This window comes from Hominilimicola sp. (genome assembly GCF_046972485.1).
GTDB classification, from domain to species: Bacteria; Bacillota; Clostridia; order UBA1381; family UBA1381; genus Hominilimicola; species Hominilimicola fabiformis.
Genome location: NZ_JBKVWU010000026.1, coordinates 1 through 18,244, shown reverse-complemented (window position 1 = coordinate 18,244; position 18,244 = coordinate 1). Strand labels below are relative to the sequence as shown.

The window sequence follows — 18,244 nt, the reverse complement described above, 5'->3', positions numbered from 1 at the left end:
CATTTGAAGCTTTTGAATTTCACTTACACCGTTGTCAGGATAGAATACGATAATTCTTGTGCCTGCAACATCTTTAAAGCCTTCAAGTGCAGCCTTACCTGTATCACCCGATGTTGCAACAAGGATTACGATTTCTTTATCTTCATTAGTCTTTTTCATTGATGTTGTAAGAAGATGAGGAAGAATTTGAAGTGCCATATCCTTAAAAGCACAAGTCGGGCCGTGCCATAATTCAAGGAAATATGTTGTATCGTTAAGTTTATAAACAGGAGCAATGCTCTCTGTTTCAAACTTTTCCTTTGTATATGCACTGTCTATGCACTTTTTAAGTTCTTCTTCTGTGAAGTCAGAAAGGAACTTGCTAAGTACAAAATATGCTCTTTCGTTATATGACTTTGACGCCAAATTTTTAATCTCATCTAAACTAACTGAAGGAAAGCTTTCCGGAACAAAAAGTCCGCCCTCTGCACTAAGTCCTGTTTTTATAGCCTCTGCCGAACTTACAGATATGCTCTTATCCCTCGTACTATGATACTGCATTAATCAAAACCTCCAAATAATTAATCGTGCCTGTACAAATTTTCATACGTTCAATTCATACAGGCACCTTTGTTTTTTCGCGTCTTACGCTAATTTCTTTATGTAATCAGGTGCTGTTTCAGCATCTATGCTTACTGATATTACAAATGTGATTTCAAAATTTTGGCTCATAGTCTCAAGTCTGTTAAGGAATGATTCAAATCCGTCAAGATTGTCTGAGCCGACAATTTTGAAAATACCGTCAACAAAAATGTTTGTAATATCGAAGTCACGGCTTATAATACCGCTGATAAATCCAAGGAATTCATCATATGACTTAATTTCAAACTCTGATGTGTCTGCCATTCTCGCCTTTGACTTTACATCAAAAATATTTCTGTTTGTGTCGTTGCTGATAAAAACAACGTTGCCCTTTGCAACCGTTAGAGCGTTGTTCACTTTCTCAATAAGAGCCTTTGTCTTACCGGTGCCTTTTTTTCCAATTAGAAGTTCAACCATGTTAACCTTCCTCCTTTATAATAAATTTTTATTTTCTGAGAGTCGCCCTCTCTGATTTTACTTTAATCTTGCTTCAAGAGCGTCCTTTTCGCTTTCGTAACCCGGCTTACCAAGAAGTGCAAACATATTCTTTTTGTATGCTTCAACACCCGGTTGATCAAAAGGATTTACCCCAAGCAAATATCCTGAAAGACCGCAAGCCTTTTCAAAGAAATATACCATTTTACCGAAATTATATGCGTCAAGCGCAGGTACAATAACCGCAAGGTTAGGAACTTGACCGTCTGTATGAGCCAAAGCCGTACCCTGTGCGGCTTTTGAATTTACATAGTCGATAGTCTTGCCTGCAAGGAAATTAAGTCCGTCAATATTATCCTCTGTTGCTTGAATTTCAATATTCTTGCGAGGATTTTCAACAAGCAAAGCTGTTTCAAACAAAATTCTTTGTCCTTCTTGAATGTATTGTCCCATTGAATGTAGGTCACTTGAGAAGTCTGCCGCCGCAGGGAAAATACCCTTGTTGTCCTTACCTTCACTTTCGCCGTAAAGCTGTTTCCACCATTCGCCGAAATAGTGAAGTGCCGGCTCATAATTAACCATCATTTCAACAGTCTTGCCTTTTCTTGCAAGTGCATTTCTTACAACTGCATATTGATAACATTGGTTTTCTGCAAGATTTGGATTAGCATATTCATCCTGTGCCTCTTTTGCACCCTGCATCATCTTATCAATATCAATACCTGCCGCAGCAATCGGAAGTAAACCTACTGCAGTAAGAACAGAGTATCTGCCGCCGATATCGTCAGCGATAACAAATGTTTCGTAACCTTCTTCGTCTGCAAGTGACTTCAATGCGCCACGAGCTTTATCTGTTGTTGCATAAATTCTTTCTTTTGCACCTTCCTTGCCGTACTTCTTTTCAAGCAAGTTTTTAAATATTCTGAACGCAATAGCAGGTTCTGTTGTTGTTCCTGATTTTGATATTACGTTTACTGAAATATCTTTACCCTCTACTGTTTCAAGCAAATCAGCCATATATGTCGAACTGATGTTATTTCCGGCAAAGAAAATAGCAGGACCTTTTCTCTTGTCTTTGTCAAGAGCATTATAGAATGAATGTTGTAACATTTCAACAGCCGCTCTTGCACCAAGGTACGAACCGCCTATACCGATTACAACAAGTACATCTGAATCAGAACGAATCTTTTCAGCCGCTTTTTTAATTCTTGCAAATTCTTCTTTATCATAATCCGTAGGCAAGTTTACCCAACCAAGAAAATCGTTACCTGCACCGGTTTTGTTATGAAGCATATTATGTGCCTCTTTAACATATTCAGCCATATTATCAATCTCATGCTGTCCGACAAACGGAAGTGCTTTTGAATAGTCAAACCTAATATTGCTCATTATATATTGCCTCCTAAATTTCATATAAAACATATTATGTTTTGTTACTTATTATTCTATACTATTTTGCCAAATAAATCAATAGTCATTGTGAAAATAGTTTGTGAATATTTATTTCTTTTTCATTTCAAAATTCTTGTTTTGTTTGGATTTTGTTGTGTAATGCCAAATTGAACGGTACAACATATAGTTATTCTTCGTCGTACGTTTCAAGAAAACTGTGTTTCACACCGTCAATTTTGTACGCAACAATCGCCTCTAAACTGACATTTTCAACACTTTTGAATATATTCCCCTCAACGTACGGATTTACCTGTTTCAACGTTTTTATAAGTTCTTTTATTTCAACTCTCTTTGAACGGTTTTCTTCGTTATTACACGTTGTACAAGTATCCGTAAACTTGCAGGCACATTGTATAAAATGCAAATCGTTATATCGACACCACGATTTTATATCCTGCTCACGAATTAAATAAAGCGGTCGTATAAGTTCCATTCCCTCATAGTTTGTGCTGTGAAGTTTCGGCATCATTGTTTGCACCTGTCCCGAATACAGCATTCCCATTAATATCGTTTCAATTACATCGTCATAATGATGTCCCAACGCAATTTTATTACAGTCCATATCCTTTGCGAATTTATACAAATATCCCCTTCTCATTCTTGCACACAAATAGCAAGGCGACTTTTCAACATTATAAACCGACTCAAATATATCGGATTCATAAATAGTTATAGGGATATTCAATTTCCTTGCATTTTCCTCTATAACCTTACGGTTTTCAGGACTGTAACCGGGATCCATAACCAAGAATTTTACTTCAAATTCAAATTTATTGTGAAGTTTAAGTTCCTGAAAAAGTTTTGCCATAAGCATTGAGTCTTTTCCGCCCGATATACAGACCGCAATCTTGTCGCCCTCTTTAACCAAATCATAAGTATTAATTGCTTTTGCAAACATACGCCAAATTTTTTTACGGAATTTTTTTCTTATACTTTGTTCAACATCACGACTTATACTCTCGGCCTCTTTTCGCTTTATCGAATCCAACAGCCATGCAGTATATCCGCCCTCAAGGCTCACCGCGTCAACGCCTTTTTCTCTTAGCCGCTCCGCAACGTCTATGCTTATTTTACCTATTCTGCAACAAATAATCAGTTTTTTTGATAAATCAACCTTTTCGCTTGTTTCTATATCATCTGACGGAACATAAACCGCTCCCGGCATTTCGTCTTTTTGAACTTCCTCTTTGTCACGAATATCTATAATTTGATATGTGTCTTTATCTAATTTATTCAATTCTTCTATTGTTATACTCATAATTATTTCCTATCCCCAAATATATTTCCTATTATTTCAGTAGGCATAATTTTATAACAAATTTGTTGATTTGTCAAATACCAAAAAGCAGAGTCATATCTTATGACTCTGCTTTTGTTTTATATCGTTTCCGCAAATTTCTTTGTATAATCTTCAAGTTCGGCAAGTTTTTCGTCTGACGGATTGAATATACAACCGAACGGCTTTTCAAAAGGCTTTAGTTTTAGCAATTCAAGATGATTATGCACCAGCTGAATACCTTCACCGCCCCAGCCGTATGAACCGAATACAAAGCAAGGCTTATTCTTCATATTAACAAGGTCAATCGAAGAAATAATATCCCATACAGGCTTTACCGCATTTCGGTTGATTGTCGGTGTACCGAATACAAGTGCGTCCGCACTGTGAAGTGCCGTTATCATTTCATCGTTGATTTCGGCAACGTCATATTCTTTAACATCAAAATCACAAGAATTAAGCGTTTTTTCAATAACGTCTGCCATTTTCTTTGTATATCCGTAAGCCGACGCATAGAATATTGCGACTGTTTTTTTCTCTGTAACTTTTGGTGCACTCCAAGCCGAATACTTTTTAATGGCTTCTGCTATATATTTTTTAAGTACAGGTCCGTGACTGTTACAAACCATTTCAATATCAAGTGCCGACAACTTTTCAAGTGCCTTGACAACAAAAGCATTAAACGGCGATACAATGCAGTCATAATAAACTTTCATTGCCTTTTCATACTTATCGTAGTAAATTATATCCTCGTCAACAACTGCGTCCTCACAATAGTGTGCACCAAATACGTCACAGCTGAAAAGTGTCTTTTCACTTTCAAGATATGTCACCATAGTATCAGGCCAATGCAAATTAGGAACTATACAGAATTTCAATACCTTTCCGTCACCCAAATCAAGCTCTGCACCGTCTTTTGCAATATGCTCCTTAAAAGTCATATTTGTTATTTCTTTTAGATTTCTTATAGCCGCAATACTGCCCACAACTTCAATGTCCGGATTTAATTCAAGTATCTTCTTGACACTTCCCGAATGGTCAGGCTCTGTATGATTGCATATCAAATAATCAATCTCAGAAACAGGCATTATTTCTTCGATATTTGAAATATACGAATCAAGTAACTTTTCGTGTGCTGTTTCTATAAGTGCCGTCTTTTCACCCTTTACAAGATACGCATTATATGTCGTACCGTATTCCGTTTCCATAAAAATATCAAATGTTCTTAGTGTAGGGTCTTTCACTCCCACATAAAAAATATTATTCTTTAATTCAAGCATTTTTTATCATTCCTTTCACCGTTAATTCTATTTACAAACAATAGATACCCAATCTTTTCTTTGCTTGATTGAATTTATTTCAAAGCCGCATTTTTCAAGTGCCGCTTTAACGTCGTCTACTCTGTCCTCAATTATTCCCGAAGTAATAAACACGCCACCTTTTTTCATATATTCACGTGCTTTTGGAGCAAGCGCTATAATGACATCTGCAACAATATTTGCCACAACAACGTCATATTCATTTTTGGCAATTTCATTTTGCAATTCTGTATTTGTAATTATATCTCCGGCTTTAACCGTATATTTCGATATGTCGACATCATTCATGCCTGCATTCTGATATGCAATATCAACCGCATTCGGGTCAATATCAACCGCAAACGCACTGTCTGCACCCAACAACAATGATATAATTGACAAAATACCGCTGCCGCAGCCCAAATCAAGCACTTTAACGCCCGGTTTTATGTATTTTTCAAGTGTTTCGATACAAAGCTGTGTTGTATAGTGTCCGCCTGTACCGAAACTCATACCCGGATTTATATTGAATACAATTCTGTCGGTATTATCTTTAAGTTCTTCCCATTCAGGCTTGATAAGAATTTTTTCGCCTACTTCCAACGGGTGAAAATACTTCTTCCAGTTATTCGCCCAGTCTTCTTCCTTCATATTGTCAATATGGATTTCAAGTCTGCCGAACTCATTTTCATCGTCAAGCTGTTTCATTTCGGCAACAGTATTTCTGATTGCCATAAGCATTTCATGACCTGCCGCATTATCGCTGACATAGGCGATTACTTCCGTTTCGCCCTCTTTTTCCTTAATCAGCTCATCATCAACATAATCCCAATACTGTTTATTGTTTTCAAGAAAATCTTTAAAATCTTTTTCGTCCTCAATTTCAAGACCTGTTATTCCAAGCTGATACAGTCTTCCGCTCAAAGGCTCAATACCCTCTGATGTCGTAAATATAGATACTTTAATCCAATCCATAATATCCTCCGTGTTTATAAAATCATTTGCAAAAAGCAATACACTCTCGGTATTGCTTTTTTAGTTATTAATCAAGAAAATCTTTTAATTTCTTACTTCTGCTCGGATGACGAAGTTTTCTTAGTGCCTTTGCCTCAATCTGTCTTATTCTTTCTCTTGTTACGTCAAATTCCTTACCTACTTCTTCAAGCGTTCTTGCACGTCCATCGTCAAGACCGAAACGAAGTCTTAAAACTTTCGCCTCTCTTTCAGACAATGTTTCCAAAACCGCTCCAAGCTGTTCCTTTAGAAGTACAAAACTTGCCGCCTCTGACGGTGCAGGTGCGTCCTCATCCGGAATAAAATCGCCAAGATGGCTGTCCTCTTCTTCGCCGATAGGAGTTTCAAGCGAAACAGGCTCTTGTGAAATCTTTGAAATTTCACGCACTTTATCAACAGGCATATTTAGTTCTTTTGCAAGTTCTTCAGGCGTAGGTTCACGGCCAAGCTCCTGCACAAGCTGTCTTGAAACCCTTACAAGTTTGTTGATGGTTTCAACCATATGAACAGGTATTCTGATTGTACGCGCTTGATCCGCAATGGCTCTTGTGATAGCTTGTCTTATCCACCATGTCGCATATGTTGAGAATTTATAACCCTTTGTATAGTCAAACTTATCAACAGCCTTGATAAGACCAAGATTACCCTCTTGAATAAGGTCAAGGAAAAGCATACCACGACCGACATAACGCTTTGCTATACTTACAACAAGACGCAAGTTAGCCTCTGCCAAGCTTTTCTTTGCTTTTTCGCCGTCCGCAATCAATAAATCAATCTGCTTTTTAGTATCTTCGTCTATTTCCTCGCCAATTTCTTCAAGCTGTTCTTTCGCCGTTTCTCCGTCTGCCATTCTTTTGGCAAGTGACAATTCTTCCTCGGGAGTAAGCAGATTAACTTTACCTATTTCTTTTAGGTACATTTTAACGTGGTCATCAATATTGATACCCTCCGGAACAGACAAGTCCTCAAGTTCTTCCTTGCTTACTTCGATTTCTTCAAGTTCCTTATCCAAATCTTCAACAAGTTCGATAGATTCTTTTTCAAAAACGTCATAAAGTCTTTCCATTTCTTCCGGTGTCACTTCAATGTCTTCAAAAGCGTCACTTATTTCCTTAAAAGTAAGTACCCCTTTTTTCTTACCTTTTTCGATAAGCTCTCTTTTAATGTCTTTCTTCTTTTCCTGCATTAAACTATTCCTCCCAAGTATTTTTCTCATTTAGAAGTTCTTCACGTTGCTTAAACAAATCCATCAAATTCGTAGGGTCTGCTTCGGCATTGATACGCATATTCAGCTTCTCCAATTTAATTGTATATAAAAGTTCTTTGACGGTTTCTTCATCACCGCTGTAAACTTCAAGATTATAAAAAACTTCCGACGCCTCACTCAAATCGTCGCCCGAAAAATCATTTAACATCATTGCCGGATCGGGTGACATTCCGTTTTCATAGCTGTCATACATACTTTTCGCCAAACGTCTGTACACATTTGTTGCAAATTCCTCGGCTTTAATCTGTGCCGACGACATTTTATAAAGTTTTTTACTTTGCGATATAAGTCCCAAAAGCCGTTTTTCAGCTTCAAGCAAACTGCTTGTAACCATTTGATTTTTCGTTGTTTCGCGCTTTCTTTGTTCGACTTTTTTCTGATACTCATTTTTAGTCGGTATTCTTTTATAACTGCCCTTCGATATTTTTTCACGGTATTTGCTTGCTATCGCCTCTCGGCTTATTCCTGTATCCTCCGCGACTTTCGTTATATAGGCGTCTACCTCAACAGCATCTTTTAATTTTGTAAATATGTTTACTACCTCATCTATAAACAGTATCTTGCCGTCCGTACTCGTTACGTCGTACTGCTTTTTTATCAAAGAAATCTTAAATTCAGTGGCAGGCATCGCATTTTTGACCGCCTCTTTGAATTTTTCAACTCCGTTTTTGTTTATGTATTCATCGGGGTCTTTGGCATTTTTAAGCCGTATCACCCTCGCTCTGCCGCCTACATTGTTTATTATGTCAATGGCTCTTAACGCCGCTTTTGTACCTGCCTCGTCACTGTCGTAACATATCAGTATTTCACTGCCGTAACGCAACATCAATTTAGCTTGATTTTCCGTAATAGCCGTACCGAGCGTTGCAACAATATTTTTTATACCGGCTTGATATACGGATATTACATCCATATATCCCTCACACAGTATTATCTCCGACGATTTTGCATTTTTCGCCAAGTTTAGTGAAAATAAGTTTCTGCCTTTATCAAAAACAGGTGTTTCGGGCGAATTCAGATATTTAGGTATTTTATAACCGTTAATCTCTTTATTGTCGTGCATAATTCGACCGCCGAAACCGATAACATTTCCTCTAACGTCAATTATCGGAAACATAACACGATCTCTGAATTTATCGTATATTCTGCCCTCACGGCTTACGGCAAGTCCGCCCTCGACAATTTCTTCTGTTTTAAACCCTTGTGAAGTCAAATATTTAAGCAAATGATCGTGTCCTTCGGGCGCATATCCCAAACCGTATACCGTAACCGTTTTCCAAGGTATATTACGTTTTGCAAAATACTTCTGACCTTTTTCGCCTATGCTTTTATCACGCAGGCAATTATAAAAAAATCTCGCTGAAAGTTTGTTCATTGCCAAAATACGTTTCTTCTTTTCATGCGACGCGTCCGAAAAATTCCCGTCATCTTCGGGAATTATTATACCTGCATTGTCGGCAAGCAGCTTCAACGCATCAATAAAGTCAAGATTTTCTGTACGCATTACGAACTGCACCAAATTACCGCTCGCACCGCATCCGAAACAGTGAAAAAGCTGTTTCTCCTGACTTACATGGAATGACGGCGTTTTTTCATGATGAAACGGACAAAGTCCGCTGTAATCACGTCCCGATTTTTTTAATTGTACATATCTCGATACATAGTCAATTATGTCATTTTCATCACATATTTGAGCTATCATATCGTCTGAAATTCTTCTTGGCACACCGTCACCTCCTTTTATCAATGGTACTATTTTCACACATAATGCGTAAAAATATACTTATCTTATCGTTTCAATTATTCTTTCTGCTAAAATCTTGCATTGATTTATAGCATATGTATCTTCATTTGCCGGTTTCTGAGCAGATACACCGAAATGTCCCATACCCGATACAGAGCTGTTGCCTATAAGCGTCATACCCGAAACAAGCGCGCATGAATGAATATGCTCCAAAGTCCTTTCCTGACCGCCATACTTTGACGCACCGACAGTTACCGCCGCCATAGGCTTTCCGAGCCACTTTTTATTAGCTCTTGCGTCCCTTGTCTTGTCAAAAAAACATTTCATCTGACCTGTCATAGAACCAAAATAAACAGGACTTCCGAAAACAACAAAATCAGCTCTTTCGATTTTATCAAATAATGTATCAAGTTTTGTATCTTTATAGCACTTTTTTGTACAAGGCGTTGAACAGGCTACGCAAAACGGTGTTTTTGTATCCATAATCGCCTCACTGACACTGCAAATTTCAGTTTCTGCACCCTTTTCGGCACAGTGTCTTAAAATTTCGTTAAGCAAAAATGCTGTATTTCCGTCATTGTTATGACTTCCGTTTAATGCTAATATGTACATATTATACGCTCCAATCTTTCATCAAAACAGAGGTAAAAATACACTTCACGTTATATTTACCCCCATTTTCTCATTTTATAACATTTTATTTATATTATATTGAAATTTTATTCAAAAAATGCTTTATGTCTTAAAAACTTTCGCTTTTTATAATACAACATACGCACCCAAAAATCCTTTTTTAATTTTAAAATTTCTCATAATCCGCAAAAAAGAGGATGATACCACCCTCTTTTTTGTAACTAATTCATAACAGCTGTACCGATAATGCTGTTAATATCTTCAATATTATAACGTTCCATATATTCTTTGATCTCTTGCTTTACAGGAAGAATTAAATCCGGTTTTACAAAAAGTCCTGTACCCAAAGCCACAAGCGAAGCACCGGCAAGCATAAATTCGATTACGTCCTCACCGCTCATAACTCCGCCCATACCTATCAATGGCAATTTTACAGCCTCGTGCACTTCATGAATCATTCTGACTGCAACAGGTTTTACGGCAGGACCTGAAAGTCCGCCTGTATTGTTTGCCAAAATCGGACGTCTTGTGTGTATGTCAATTTTCATACCCATAAGCGTATTTATAAGCGACAATCCATCTGCTCCGCCGGCCTCTGCGGCTTTTGCAATTTCAGTGATTGAAGTTACATTCGGTGAAAGTTTTACAACAAGCGGTTTCTTTGAATGTTTTTTTACTGCACTTGTAAGTTCGTTTACTACTTTAGGGTCTGTTCCGAATGCCAAACCGCCGTGCTTTACATTAGGGCAAGAAATATTCATTTCTATGATTGCAACGTCAGTATCTGAAAGAATTTCAGCCATTTCACAATATTCCTCTATCGTGTTACCCGACATATTTGCAATTACATTTGTGTCATATTCCGCAAGTATCGGCATTATGTGCTTTGCGAAATGCTCAACACCCGGATTTTGAAGTCCGACACTGTTTAATATACCGCTCGGCGTTTCTGCAATTCTCGGAGGTTTGTTTCCCTCTCTCGGTACTCTTGTAAGACCTTTTGCACCGAACCCTCCGTACTCCTCGATAGATACAAATTCATTGTATTCCATACCGAAGCCAAAAGTACCCGATGCAGTTACGATAGGGTTTTTAAATTCAACACCGCAAAAATTAATTTTTGTATTAGTCATTCAGAGTCACCTCCTCAGAATAGAAAACAGGACCGTTTGTACAAACCTTTGCATATCTGTCCGTACCCTCTTTATTCGTTTCACAGCTGCATACAAGACAAGCACCGATACCGCAGCCCATACGCTGTTCCAAAGACACCTGACATTTTATACCTCTGCTTTCCGCAATTTTCTTAACAGCTTTAAGCATAGGCATAGGACCGCATGAATAAATCATATCGCACTTATGCGAATCAAGATATTGTTCCATAGCCGACGCAATATATCCGTTGTAACCGTAACTTCCGTCATCTGTTCCGACTATAACCATATTTGAAACATCGCTAAATTCATCTTCCATAACAACTCTGTCTTTACTTCTGAAACCGAGAAATACATCGGCATTTATATTCTTTGCCAATTTATATAGCGGAAATACACCAATGCCGCCACCGATTATAACAGCATTTTTCACACTGTCCTTTATTTCAAAGCCGTGTCCCAAAGGTCCCATAACATCTATATAATCGCCGACTTCTTTTTTGGCAAGTTCCTCTGTACCCTTACCCTTGACTTCAAAAATAAATCTTACTTTTCCGTTTTCGGCGTCACAAATACTTATAGGGCGTCTTAAAAATGTGCTGTCACCGCAATTTATATGAAGAAACTGTCCGCATTGTGCCTCTTTTGAAATATCTTCACTTTCAATTACAAAATCAAAAATCCCGTCTATAATTTCCGTCTTGCTGATTAGTTTGCAATTCTCAACTTTTTTCATCTGCTACTCCTTATAACACGCTTGTAAGATCATTTTTCATTCTGATTGCCTCTGCTCTTGCCGCCTCGGCAAACTGTTCTTCTTTCCAATCGCCCTTTTTATATGCACACATAATACCTCTTGACGAGTTTACTATCGCACCAAGTCCGTCCTCATTAAAGCATGGTTTAACACCCTCTGCACCGCCGCCTTGTGCACCGTAACCCGGTACAAGGAAGTATGATTTAGGCATAAGCTTTCTCAAAACTTTCGCCTGTTCAGGATATGTTGCACCGACAACCGCGCCGACTGCACCGTATCCGCTCTTGCCGATAGTTTCTTCGTTCCACTTATTAACACACTGTGCAACCTTTTCATATATATGTTCGTCACCGACAAGCAAATCCTGCAATTCGCCGGATGACGGATTAGATGTCTTTACAAGTGCAAATATCGCCTTATCAAATGTCTTACAATCATTTACAAACGGCTGTATTCCGTCTGTTCCCAAATAAGGATTTACTGTAACACAGTCAACAGGGCAAGGCTCACATTCCACACCGTCTATATCAACTTTACCGAGATATGCTTTTGAATAAGCCTCTGCCGTACTGCCTATATCATTTCTCTTTACGTCAAGAATTATATACAAGCCCTTTTCTTTTGCATACGAAATAGTTCTGTGCATTACTTCCTCACCGTACAGACCGTACATTTCATAGAAAGCCGACTGTGGCTTTACAGCAGGTACAACGTCATAAAGTGCGTCTATAAGACCCTTGTTAAATTCCCATATAGCCTCTGTCGCACCCTTTAAATTCTGTCCGTATTCGGCATATGCTTTTTTTCTGATATACTCCGGAACATATTCGATTTTCGGGTCAAGTCCGGCTACTGACGGATTGCCCTTTTCCTTAATTTTCTGTACTAATAAATCTACTGACATTGCTTACCTCCTATGCAAGTTCACCATTGCTTACAACTATTTTTCCGCCTACTATAACGTATTCCGGTTTACCGCAAAGAGTAAAGCCGTCAAACGGAGAGTTTTTGCTCTTTGACTGGAATTTTGAAATATCAACCGTCCATTCTTTTGACGGATCAAATATCGTAATATCGGCGTCTGCGTCTATTGACAAACTGCCTTTATTTATTCTTAGTATTCTTGACGGATTGACTGCCATTTTTTCAATAAGTTCGTTCAAAGTCAAAACACCGGATTTTACAAGGTATTGAAGTCCCAATCCCAATGATGTTTCAAAACCTACGATACCGTTTAATGCAAGTGCAAATTCGCAATTTTTCTCATCAATATGGTGCGGCGCGTGGTCTGTTACGATACAATCAATCGTTCCGTCTTTCAATCCCTCTTTGATTGCCTCGACATCGTCAGAAGTTCTTAAAGGCGGATTCATTTTCGCATTTGTATTAAAGCCGTCAACAGCATTTTCAGTAAGTGTAAAGTAATGCGGGCAAGTTTCGCAAGTAACGTTTACTCCGCGTTTTTTAGCCTGTCTTACAAGTTCAACAGAACCTCTTGTACTTACATGCGCAATGTGAATTGCAGTATGTGTAGCTTCTGCGATTAGTATATCTCTTGAAACCATTACTTCTTCTGCCGCTCTTGTTATACCCTTTAAACCAAGATATGTTGCCATAAATCCCTCGTTCATCTGACCGCCGTCGGCAAGACCCAAGTCCTCACAGTGAGATATAACGGCTATATCAAACATTTTTGCATATTCCAACGCTCTTCGCATAAGCCCCGATTCAACAACAGGTCTGCCGTCATCTGATATTGCAACCGCACCGGCATTTTTAAGTTCGCCGATTTCAGCAAGCTCCTTACCCTCAAGGCCTTTTGAAATTGAGCCTATCGGATATACGTTTACATGACCGACTTCCTTAGCCTTTGTCTTTATATAAGTAACAATCGGCTCACTGTCTGTTACAGGCTTTGTATTCGGCATACAAGCGATTGATGTGATACCGCCCATTGCGGCACTTCTTGTACCCGATTCAATATCTTCTTTATATTCCTGTCCCGGATCTCTCAAATGGCTGTGCATATCAACAAGTCCCGGTGACACAATTTTACCTTCTGCATCTATAACGGTAACGTCACCGTCGGCATTAATGTTTTCGCCTATTTCGGATATAACACCGTTATCCACAAGTACGTCCGCTACTTTATCAAAATCATTTTTAGGGTCAACTACCCTACCGCCTTTAATTAATATCTTCATATTCTTTCCCTTTCGTTAGTCTTCAAATCCGCCTCTTGACAATATATACATAACTGCCATTCTGACTGCAACACCGTTTGTAACCTGCTCATTTATAACGCTTTGTTCGCCGTCAATGACGCTTGATGAAAATTCCACACCGCGATTTACCGGTCCCGGATGCATTACAAGTGCGCCCGGTTTTGCAAGTTTTAATCTCTCGTTGTCAACTCCGAAGAATCTGTAATATTCTCTTATACTTGGGAACAAGCCTTTTTTCTGTCTTTCAAGTTGTATTCTAAGTCCCATAACAACATCTGCGTCTTTTATTGCGTCCTCAACATTGTTAAATACTTTTACTCCAAGTCTTTCCATTCCCGGAGGCATAAGCGTTGTAGGACCGCCTACGCTTACATCTGCACCAAGCTTTGTAAGTCCGTAAACATTACTTCTCACAACTCTGCTGTGGTAAATATCGCCTATAATCGCAACTTTAAGACCTTTAAATCCGCCTTTTTTCTCCTTGATTGTAAGCATATCCAAAAGTGCTTGCGTAGGGTGTTCATCCATACCGTCACCGGCATTGATTACCGATGCACTTACAAGCGGAGCGATAAGATGCGGTGCACCGCTCATATTATGTCGCATTACAAGAATATCGGTACCCATTGCATTGATTGTTTCGGCAGTGTCTATAAGCGTTTCGCCTTTCTGTACCGATGAACCGCTTGCAGTAATATTAGCCGCGTTGGCACTCATATATTTAGCCGCAAGCTCAAAAGATAATCTTGTTCTTGTACTGTTTTCATAAAATAGATTTACAACAGTTTTGCCTTGAAGATGAGGAGTCTTTTTATTAGGCTGACCTAATATAAGTTTCATCGTTCCGGCTGTTTCAAGTATGTTTTCTATTTCTTTCGCACTTATGTCTTTAAGTCCGAGTAAATCTTTCTTCATTATTAATTATCCCCCTTACCGCATATTGATACTTTTTCTAATTTATCATCGTTTATTACAACATCAATATATTCATCATGCGAAGTCGGAACATCTTTTCCAATGTAGTCAGCACGGATAGGAAGTTCTCGGTTTCCTCTGTCTACAAGTACCGCAAGTTCGATTTTTTCCGGACGTCCCATGTCAAAAAGTTCTTCCATCGCCGCCCTTATAGTTCTGCCTGAATACAATACATCGTCAACTAAGATTATTTTCTTATCCTCTATTGAAAATGCAATGTCGTTTCCCGCAACTACCGGGTGCTTGCTGAGTCTTGTCAAATCATCTCTGTAAAACGTTATATCAAGACTTCCGAGTTCAAGCTTAATACCCTCGATTTCTTCGATTTTCTTGATTATAAGCTTTGCAAGTGATACACCTTTCGTTTGAATACCTATTATGACAAGATTTTCAGTTCCTCGATTTCTCTCAACAATTTCATATGCAATTCGGCTGACCGCTCTTTTTGAGGTAGCCTCATCCATAAGCAATGTTTTTTCTTCGTAATTCGCCATAACCTTTCCTCCGTCTTGGCTGTACTGTATTATATTACGCCATATTTATTTATATTATTATATAACATAATTCACTTTTTGTCTATACAATGACAGACAAAACATTCAAAATAATTTGCTGATGTATTTTCGGTGGCAAGAAAAAAGCACGTTTAAAACGTGCTTTTAATTAATTATATCAAACTTATGCAACAACTGTTCTATTAAACGGTAATCATACAATTTTTCAACAAATACAAATGTTTCATCACACATCTCATCAAACAAAACAGAAAACGGAATATCCTTATATTCATAATCTGATATAGGGGTTTCAAATGTCATCGCCTTTTTTATGTACTTCACATCTTTACTTTTATCTAAATATGAAATCAATCCGTCATAAATTTTCATATTTTCATCTACAGATTCAATTCTTATCTGAACTCCTGATTCTATCTTTACAGTATAAGTTTTCATTTATCAATACCCCTGTTGAAAATACGCTATAGCTTGTTTTACTGTTATCCCCAATTACCCTTTCCGTATATTTTATCATAGTACTTGCATTGTTCTAAAAATGTTGGTAACTATCTTGTGCCTCTTTGGGTGCATTTGGTTTTAATCTTTCCACATAGTTCTCATCTCTGTAACACCAATCAGGATTAGATGCCCAAAGCAAATCTGATTTTTTCACCCTCTTAAATTTATTTTTCTCGTTGTTTCCTCTTTATTCAATTTATATTTATTTTAAATTTTTCTTCTGATGTTAATTGTGTATATTTTATTTTCCTTGCTTTTAAATATTTTGCTAATTTTCCTAAGTCATATTCAGATGGTGGCAATATTTCTGAGGGACCTCCTGCATATAGTCCGCAAAAACTTTCACAATCAGGGTCAGGTATCATATTATTCACTTTGCTCACCTACTTTCTATAAAAGGTGTCAGAAATAACAGTCTTTCCTCTTGCATAATTATATTATAGCATAAATTATCATTTTTTCAACAAAAAGAAGATACAGGAAATTGATGATTTTCCACTTTACAAATTCAAACATTTCTGATATACTGATAGTGGTATCATTTGGTGTGGGATTAGGTTCCCTGGAAGAAATGCTATTATAGCAGAATATTCCCTGGCATCAAATGATACTTTTTATTTTTGATTTTTCTCTTGTTCTGCTTTTTCACGTTCTTCTTCCACCATTCTCATATACTCTCCGAATTTCTGCGCGTGTTTCTTCGCTCTTCGACATAAAGCCGTCAACTCTTCTTTTGTCAATTTTCTTTCTGTATTGTCCGAGTTCTCATTCTTTAAGTCTTTTTCTTGATTTTTCATATTTTATCCTCTCTTTCTTAAATTAATAAATATCATATTTCAAGATTAATTTTCAATTTTAGGATTAACATCTGCAAATTTTTCACGTATACTATATATAAAGCCGTTGTTTTGAAACAGGATTCTTGGCAATTGGAGCCTTGCCTTCTGGAGTAAGACAACGGCTTTTTTATTGAAATTAATATCACAAAATAATTTTATTATCTATATTCTGCCTCAAAAATTCTTGACAATTATTTCATTATAGACTATACTATCTGTTAAGGATACAATATTTATACTACCTAATGGCGCCTTTGTTGTGCCGTTTCGTATAGATATTGTATCCTTTATTATTTAACTGAAATATATTCCGTAAGAAAAACGTGTAGAACCTATTTAAAACAAAAACAAACCGCCAAACTTAGCGGTTTGTTTTCAAATTGGTGGAGGTGAGGAGAATCGAACTCCTGTCCGAAAACATATCCACCCAAGTTTCTCCGAGTGCAGGTTATGGTCAAGATTCCCTTTGATACTACTCCACAACCAAAGTTATATCATCGGTAGTCCTTAAATCATGGAAAAGGTCAGGACGTCCCTTTACTCACGTTCACCACTAAAATGATGCCTTGCCCTATGCCGTGGTACTCACAGGGGAGACAACGCCGCAATTAGGCAGCGTAAGCTAATTCTGTATCGTTAGCGTTTATATTTAAAAGTTTGAGCCGTTTTAAGTGGCACTCAACACTACTCGCTACTCGGGATTCAACATCCCCGTCGAAACCATTGCACCCCCATATTAATAACGGTTATAATTTTTTATCGACCGCTCAATATTACGTTTTGCGTCTTTCTTTGCAATATCTTCACGCTTATCATAAAGTTTTTTACCCTTTGCAACTGCCAAAGATACTTTAACCAAAGAGCCTTTCAAATACACTGCAAGAGGAATTAAAGCATAACCGTCCTGCTGCATTTGGTTTGTAAGTTTCAATATTTCTTTCTTATGAAGAAGAAGTTTTCTGTCCCTAAGAGGGTCACGATTAAATATATTTCCCTGTTCAAAAGGGCTTATATTCATCTGCTTTATAAATACTTCCCCGTTTTTGATTGACGCATACGCGTCGGTAAGATTAACCTTACCCAATCTTGCAGATTTAACTTCTGTTCCGGCTAATTCTATGCCGGCCTCTATTGTTTCCAAAATAAAATACTCGTGACGTGCTTTTTTATTCTGTGCAAGAGTTTTTGTATTTTCTTTTTTATCCGCCATAGAAATTCTCCTTTCGTCAAACTGCTTTGATATTATAACATATCCTAAAACAAATTGCAAACAAAATCATATATTAAGATTTTCTCTCATTATGCAAAATGTGCTTTTTTTCGCCGACTTTATATAATTTACTCTCATACGCATTATTTTCATCGTAAACAAGCTTCGGTACAGGTGACGGCTTACCGTTTTCATCAAGCGAAACCATCGTAAAAAATGCGGTCAATGCAATCTGTTTATTACCTGTAATAAGGTCCTCCGACTCGACCGTCACAAAGACCTCCATTGACGAACGTCCCGCATATATTACCTGTGCCTTACACGTTAC

At 37.7% G+C, this 18,244-nt stretch carries 19 protein-coding genes, 1 other RNA gene and 1 pseudogene; all 21 read right to left on the bottom strand.

Features of this window, described 5'->3' with window-relative positions:
• Positions 1-540: pseudogene (locus tag ACLTU0_RS04735) on the bottom strand (threonine synthase); the annotation flags it as partial.
• An 84-nt stretch (positions 541-624) separates the two neighbouring features.
• Positions 625-1,038, bottom strand: a complete 414-nt coding sequence (locus tag ACLTU0_RS04730; protein ID WP_412321536.1) for a hypothetical protein — start codon at positions 1,036-1,038, stop codon at positions 625-627.
• Positions 1,039-1,095: 57 nt separating this feature from the next.
• Entirely contained in the window at positions 1,096-2,448 is a 1,353-nt protein-coding gene (locus ACLTU0_RS04725; RefSeq protein WP_412321541.1) for a glucose-6-phosphate isomerase, read from the bottom strand.
• Between the two features lie 187 nt (positions 2,449-2,635).
• On the bottom strand, positions 2,636-3,766 hold the full coding sequence (locus ACLTU0_RS04720) for an ATP-binding protein (RefSeq protein WP_412321535.1): 1,131 nt from the start codon (positions 3,764-3,766) through the stop codon (positions 2,636-2,638).
• 119 nt (positions 3,767-3,885) lie between these two features.
• On the bottom strand, positions 3,886-5,064 hold the full coding sequence (locus tag ACLTU0_RS04715; RefSeq protein ID WP_412321534.1) for an FprA family A-type flavoprotein: 1,179 nt from the start codon (positions 5,062-5,064) through the stop codon (positions 3,886-3,888).
• Positions 5,065-5,091: 27 nt separating this feature from the next.
• Entirely contained in the window at positions 5,092-6,057 is a 966-nt protein-coding gene (gene prmA, locus ACLTU0_RS04710) for a 50S ribosomal protein L11 methyltransferase (RefSeq protein ID WP_308456153.1), read from the bottom strand.
• 67 nt (positions 6,058-6,124) lie between these two features.
• Positions 6,125-7,282, bottom strand: a complete 1,158-nt coding sequence (gene rpoD, locus ACLTU0_RS04705; RefSeq protein ID WP_412321533.1) for an RNA polymerase sigma factor RpoD — start codon at positions 7,280-7,282, stop codon at positions 6,125-6,127.
• A 4-nt stretch (positions 7,283-7,286) separates the two neighbouring features.
• Positions 7,287-9,089, bottom strand: coding sequence for a DNA primase (gene dnaG, locus ACLTU0_RS04700; RefSeq protein WP_412321532.1), 1,803 nt, complete (start codon positions 9,087-9,089; stop codon positions 7,287-7,289).
• A gap of 57 nt (positions 9,090-9,146) precedes the next feature.
• A complete protein-coding gene (locus ACLTU0_RS04695; RefSeq protein WP_022228859.1) occupies positions 9,147-9,719 on the bottom strand; it encodes a flavodoxin family protein in 573 nt (190 codons plus the stop codon).
• Between the two features lie 242 nt (positions 9,720-9,961).
• Entirely contained in the window at positions 9,962-10,873 is a 912-nt protein-coding gene (locus ACLTU0_RS04690) for a dihydroorotate dehydrogenase (RefSeq protein WP_412273984.1), read from the bottom strand.
• A complete protein-coding gene (locus ACLTU0_RS04685; protein WP_412321531.1) occupies positions 10,866-11,630 on the bottom strand; it encodes a dihydroorotate dehydrogenase electron transfer subunit in 765 nt (254 codons plus the stop codon). Before ACLTU0_RS04685 ends, ACLTU0_RS04690 begins: the two co-directional genes overlap by 8 nt.
• Positions 11,631-11,640: 10 nt before the next feature.
• Positions 11,641-12,555 (bottom strand): orotidine-5'-phosphate decarboxylase, encoded by a 915-nt coding sequence (gene pyrF / locus ACLTU0_RS04680; RefSeq protein WP_337868988.1) that lies wholly within the window; start codon positions 12,553-12,555, stop codon positions 11,641-11,643.
• 10 nt (positions 12,556-12,565) lie between these two features.
• Positions 12,566-13,855 (bottom strand): dihydroorotase, encoded by a 1,290-nt coding sequence (locus tag ACLTU0_RS04675; RefSeq protein ID WP_337868987.1) that lies wholly within the window; start codon positions 13,853-13,855, stop codon positions 12,566-12,568.
• Between the two features lie 15 nt (positions 13,856-13,870).
• Positions 13,871-14,791: an aspartate carbamoyltransferase catalytic subunit gene (locus ACLTU0_RS04670; RefSeq protein ID WP_117967920.1), complete on the bottom strand. Its 921-nt coding sequence runs from the start codon at positions 14,789-14,791 to the stop codon at positions 13,871-13,873.
• A gap of 2 nt (positions 14,792-14,793) precedes the next feature.
• On the bottom strand, positions 14,794-15,345 hold the full coding sequence (pyrR, locus tag ACLTU0_RS04665; RefSeq protein WP_412321530.1) for a bifunctional pyr operon transcriptional regulator/uracil phosphoribosyltransferase PyrR: 552 nt from the start codon (positions 15,343-15,345) through the stop codon (positions 14,794-14,796).
• Positions 15,346-15,510: 165 nt separating this feature from the next.
• Entirely contained in the window at positions 15,511-15,804 is a 294-nt protein-coding gene (locus ACLTU0_RS04660) for a hypothetical protein (protein ID WP_412321529.1), read from the bottom strand.
• A gap of 254 nt (positions 15,805-16,058) precedes the next feature.
• The gene (locus ACLTU0_RS04655; RefSeq protein ID WP_412321528.1) at positions 16,059-16,241 is read right to left on the bottom strand and encodes a hypothetical protein; all 183 of its coding nucleotides are present in this window, start codon (positions 16,239-16,241) and stop codon (positions 16,059-16,061) included.
• 240 nt (positions 16,242-16,481) lie between these two features.
• Positions 16,482-16,664 (bottom strand): hypothetical protein, encoded by a 183-nt coding sequence (locus ACLTU0_RS04650; protein WP_412321527.1) that lies wholly within the window; start codon positions 16,662-16,664, stop codon positions 16,482-16,484.
• Between the two features lie 423 nt (positions 16,665-17,087).
• Positions 17,088-17,439: a transfer-messenger RNA gene (gene ssrA, locus ACLTU0_RS04645) on the bottom strand.
• 3 nt (positions 17,440-17,442) lie between these two features.
• Positions 17,443-17,916 (bottom strand): SsrA-binding protein SmpB, encoded by a 474-nt coding sequence (gene smpB / locus ACLTU0_RS04640; RefSeq protein ID WP_337868984.1) that lies wholly within the window; start codon positions 17,914-17,916, stop codon positions 17,443-17,445.
• Between the two features lie 73 nt (positions 17,917-17,989).
• Positions 17,990-18,244 (bottom strand): acyl-CoA thioesterase (locus tag ACLTU0_RS04635; protein WP_412321526.1); only part of this gene is annotated, 255 nt, incomplete at its 5' end.

What these genes read in the sequence shown, in the direction of transcription:
- ACLTU0_RS04730 (WP_412321536.1), bottom strand. Translation starts at nt 1,038, where the DNA reads ATGGTTGAACTTCTAATTGGAAAAAAAGGCACCGGTAAGACAAAGGCT.
- ACLTU0_RS04720 (WP_412321535.1), bottom strand. Translation starts at nt 3,766, where the DNA reads ATGAGTATAACAATAGAAGAATTGAATAAATTAGATAAAGACACATAT.
- ACLTU0_RS04715 (WP_412321534.1), bottom strand. Translation starts at nt 5,064, where the DNA reads ATGCTTGAATTAAAGAATAATATTTTTTATGTGGGAGTGAAAGACCCT.
- prmA (WP_308456153.1), bottom strand. Translation starts at nt 6,057, where the DNA reads ATGGATTGGATTAAAGTATCTATATTTACGACATCAGAGGGTATTGAG.
- rpoD (WP_412321533.1), bottom strand. Translation starts at nt 7,282, where the DNA reads ATGCAGGAAAAGAAGAAAGACATTAAAAGAGAGCTTATCGAAAAAGGT.
- ACLTU0_RS04695 (WP_022228859.1), bottom strand. Translation starts at nt 9,719, where the DNA reads ATGTACATATTAGCATTAAACGGAAGTCATAACAATGACGGAAATACA.
- ACLTU0_RS04690 (WP_412273984.1), bottom strand. Translation starts at nt 10,873, where the DNA reads ATGACTAATACAAAAATTAATTTTTGCGGTGTTGAATTTAAAAACCCT.
- ACLTU0_RS04685 (WP_412321531.1), bottom strand. Translation starts at nt 11,630, where the DNA reads ATGAAAAAAGTTGAGAATTGCAAACTAATCAGCAAGACGGAAATTATA.
- pyrF (WP_337868988.1), bottom strand. Translation starts at nt 12,555, where the DNA reads ATGTCAGTAGATTTATTAGTACAGAAAATTAAGGAAAAGGGCAATCCG.
- ACLTU0_RS04675 (WP_337868987.1), bottom strand. Translation starts at nt 13,855, where the DNA reads ATGAAGATATTAATTAAAGGCGGTAGGGTAGTTGACCCTAAAAATGAT.
- ACLTU0_RS04670 (WP_117967920.1), bottom strand. Translation starts at nt 14,791, where the DNA reads ATGAAGAAAGATTTACTCGGACTTAAAGACATAAGTGCGAAAGAAATA.
- pyrR (WP_412321530.1), bottom strand. Translation starts at nt 15,345, where the DNA reads ATGGCGAATTACGAAGAAAAAACATTGCTTATGGATGAGGCTACCTCA.
- ACLTU0_RS04660 (WP_412321529.1), bottom strand. Translation starts at nt 15,804, where the DNA reads ATGAAAACTTATACTGTAAAGATAGAATCAGGAGTTCAGATAAGAATT.
- ACLTU0_RS04650 (WP_412321527.1), bottom strand. Translation starts at nt 16,664, where the DNA reads ATGAAAAATCAAGAAAAAGACTTAAAGAATGAGAACTCGGACAATACA.
- smpB (WP_337868984.1), bottom strand. Translation starts at nt 17,916, where the DNA reads ATGGCGGATAAAAAAGAAAATACAAAAACTCTTGCACAGAATAAAAAA.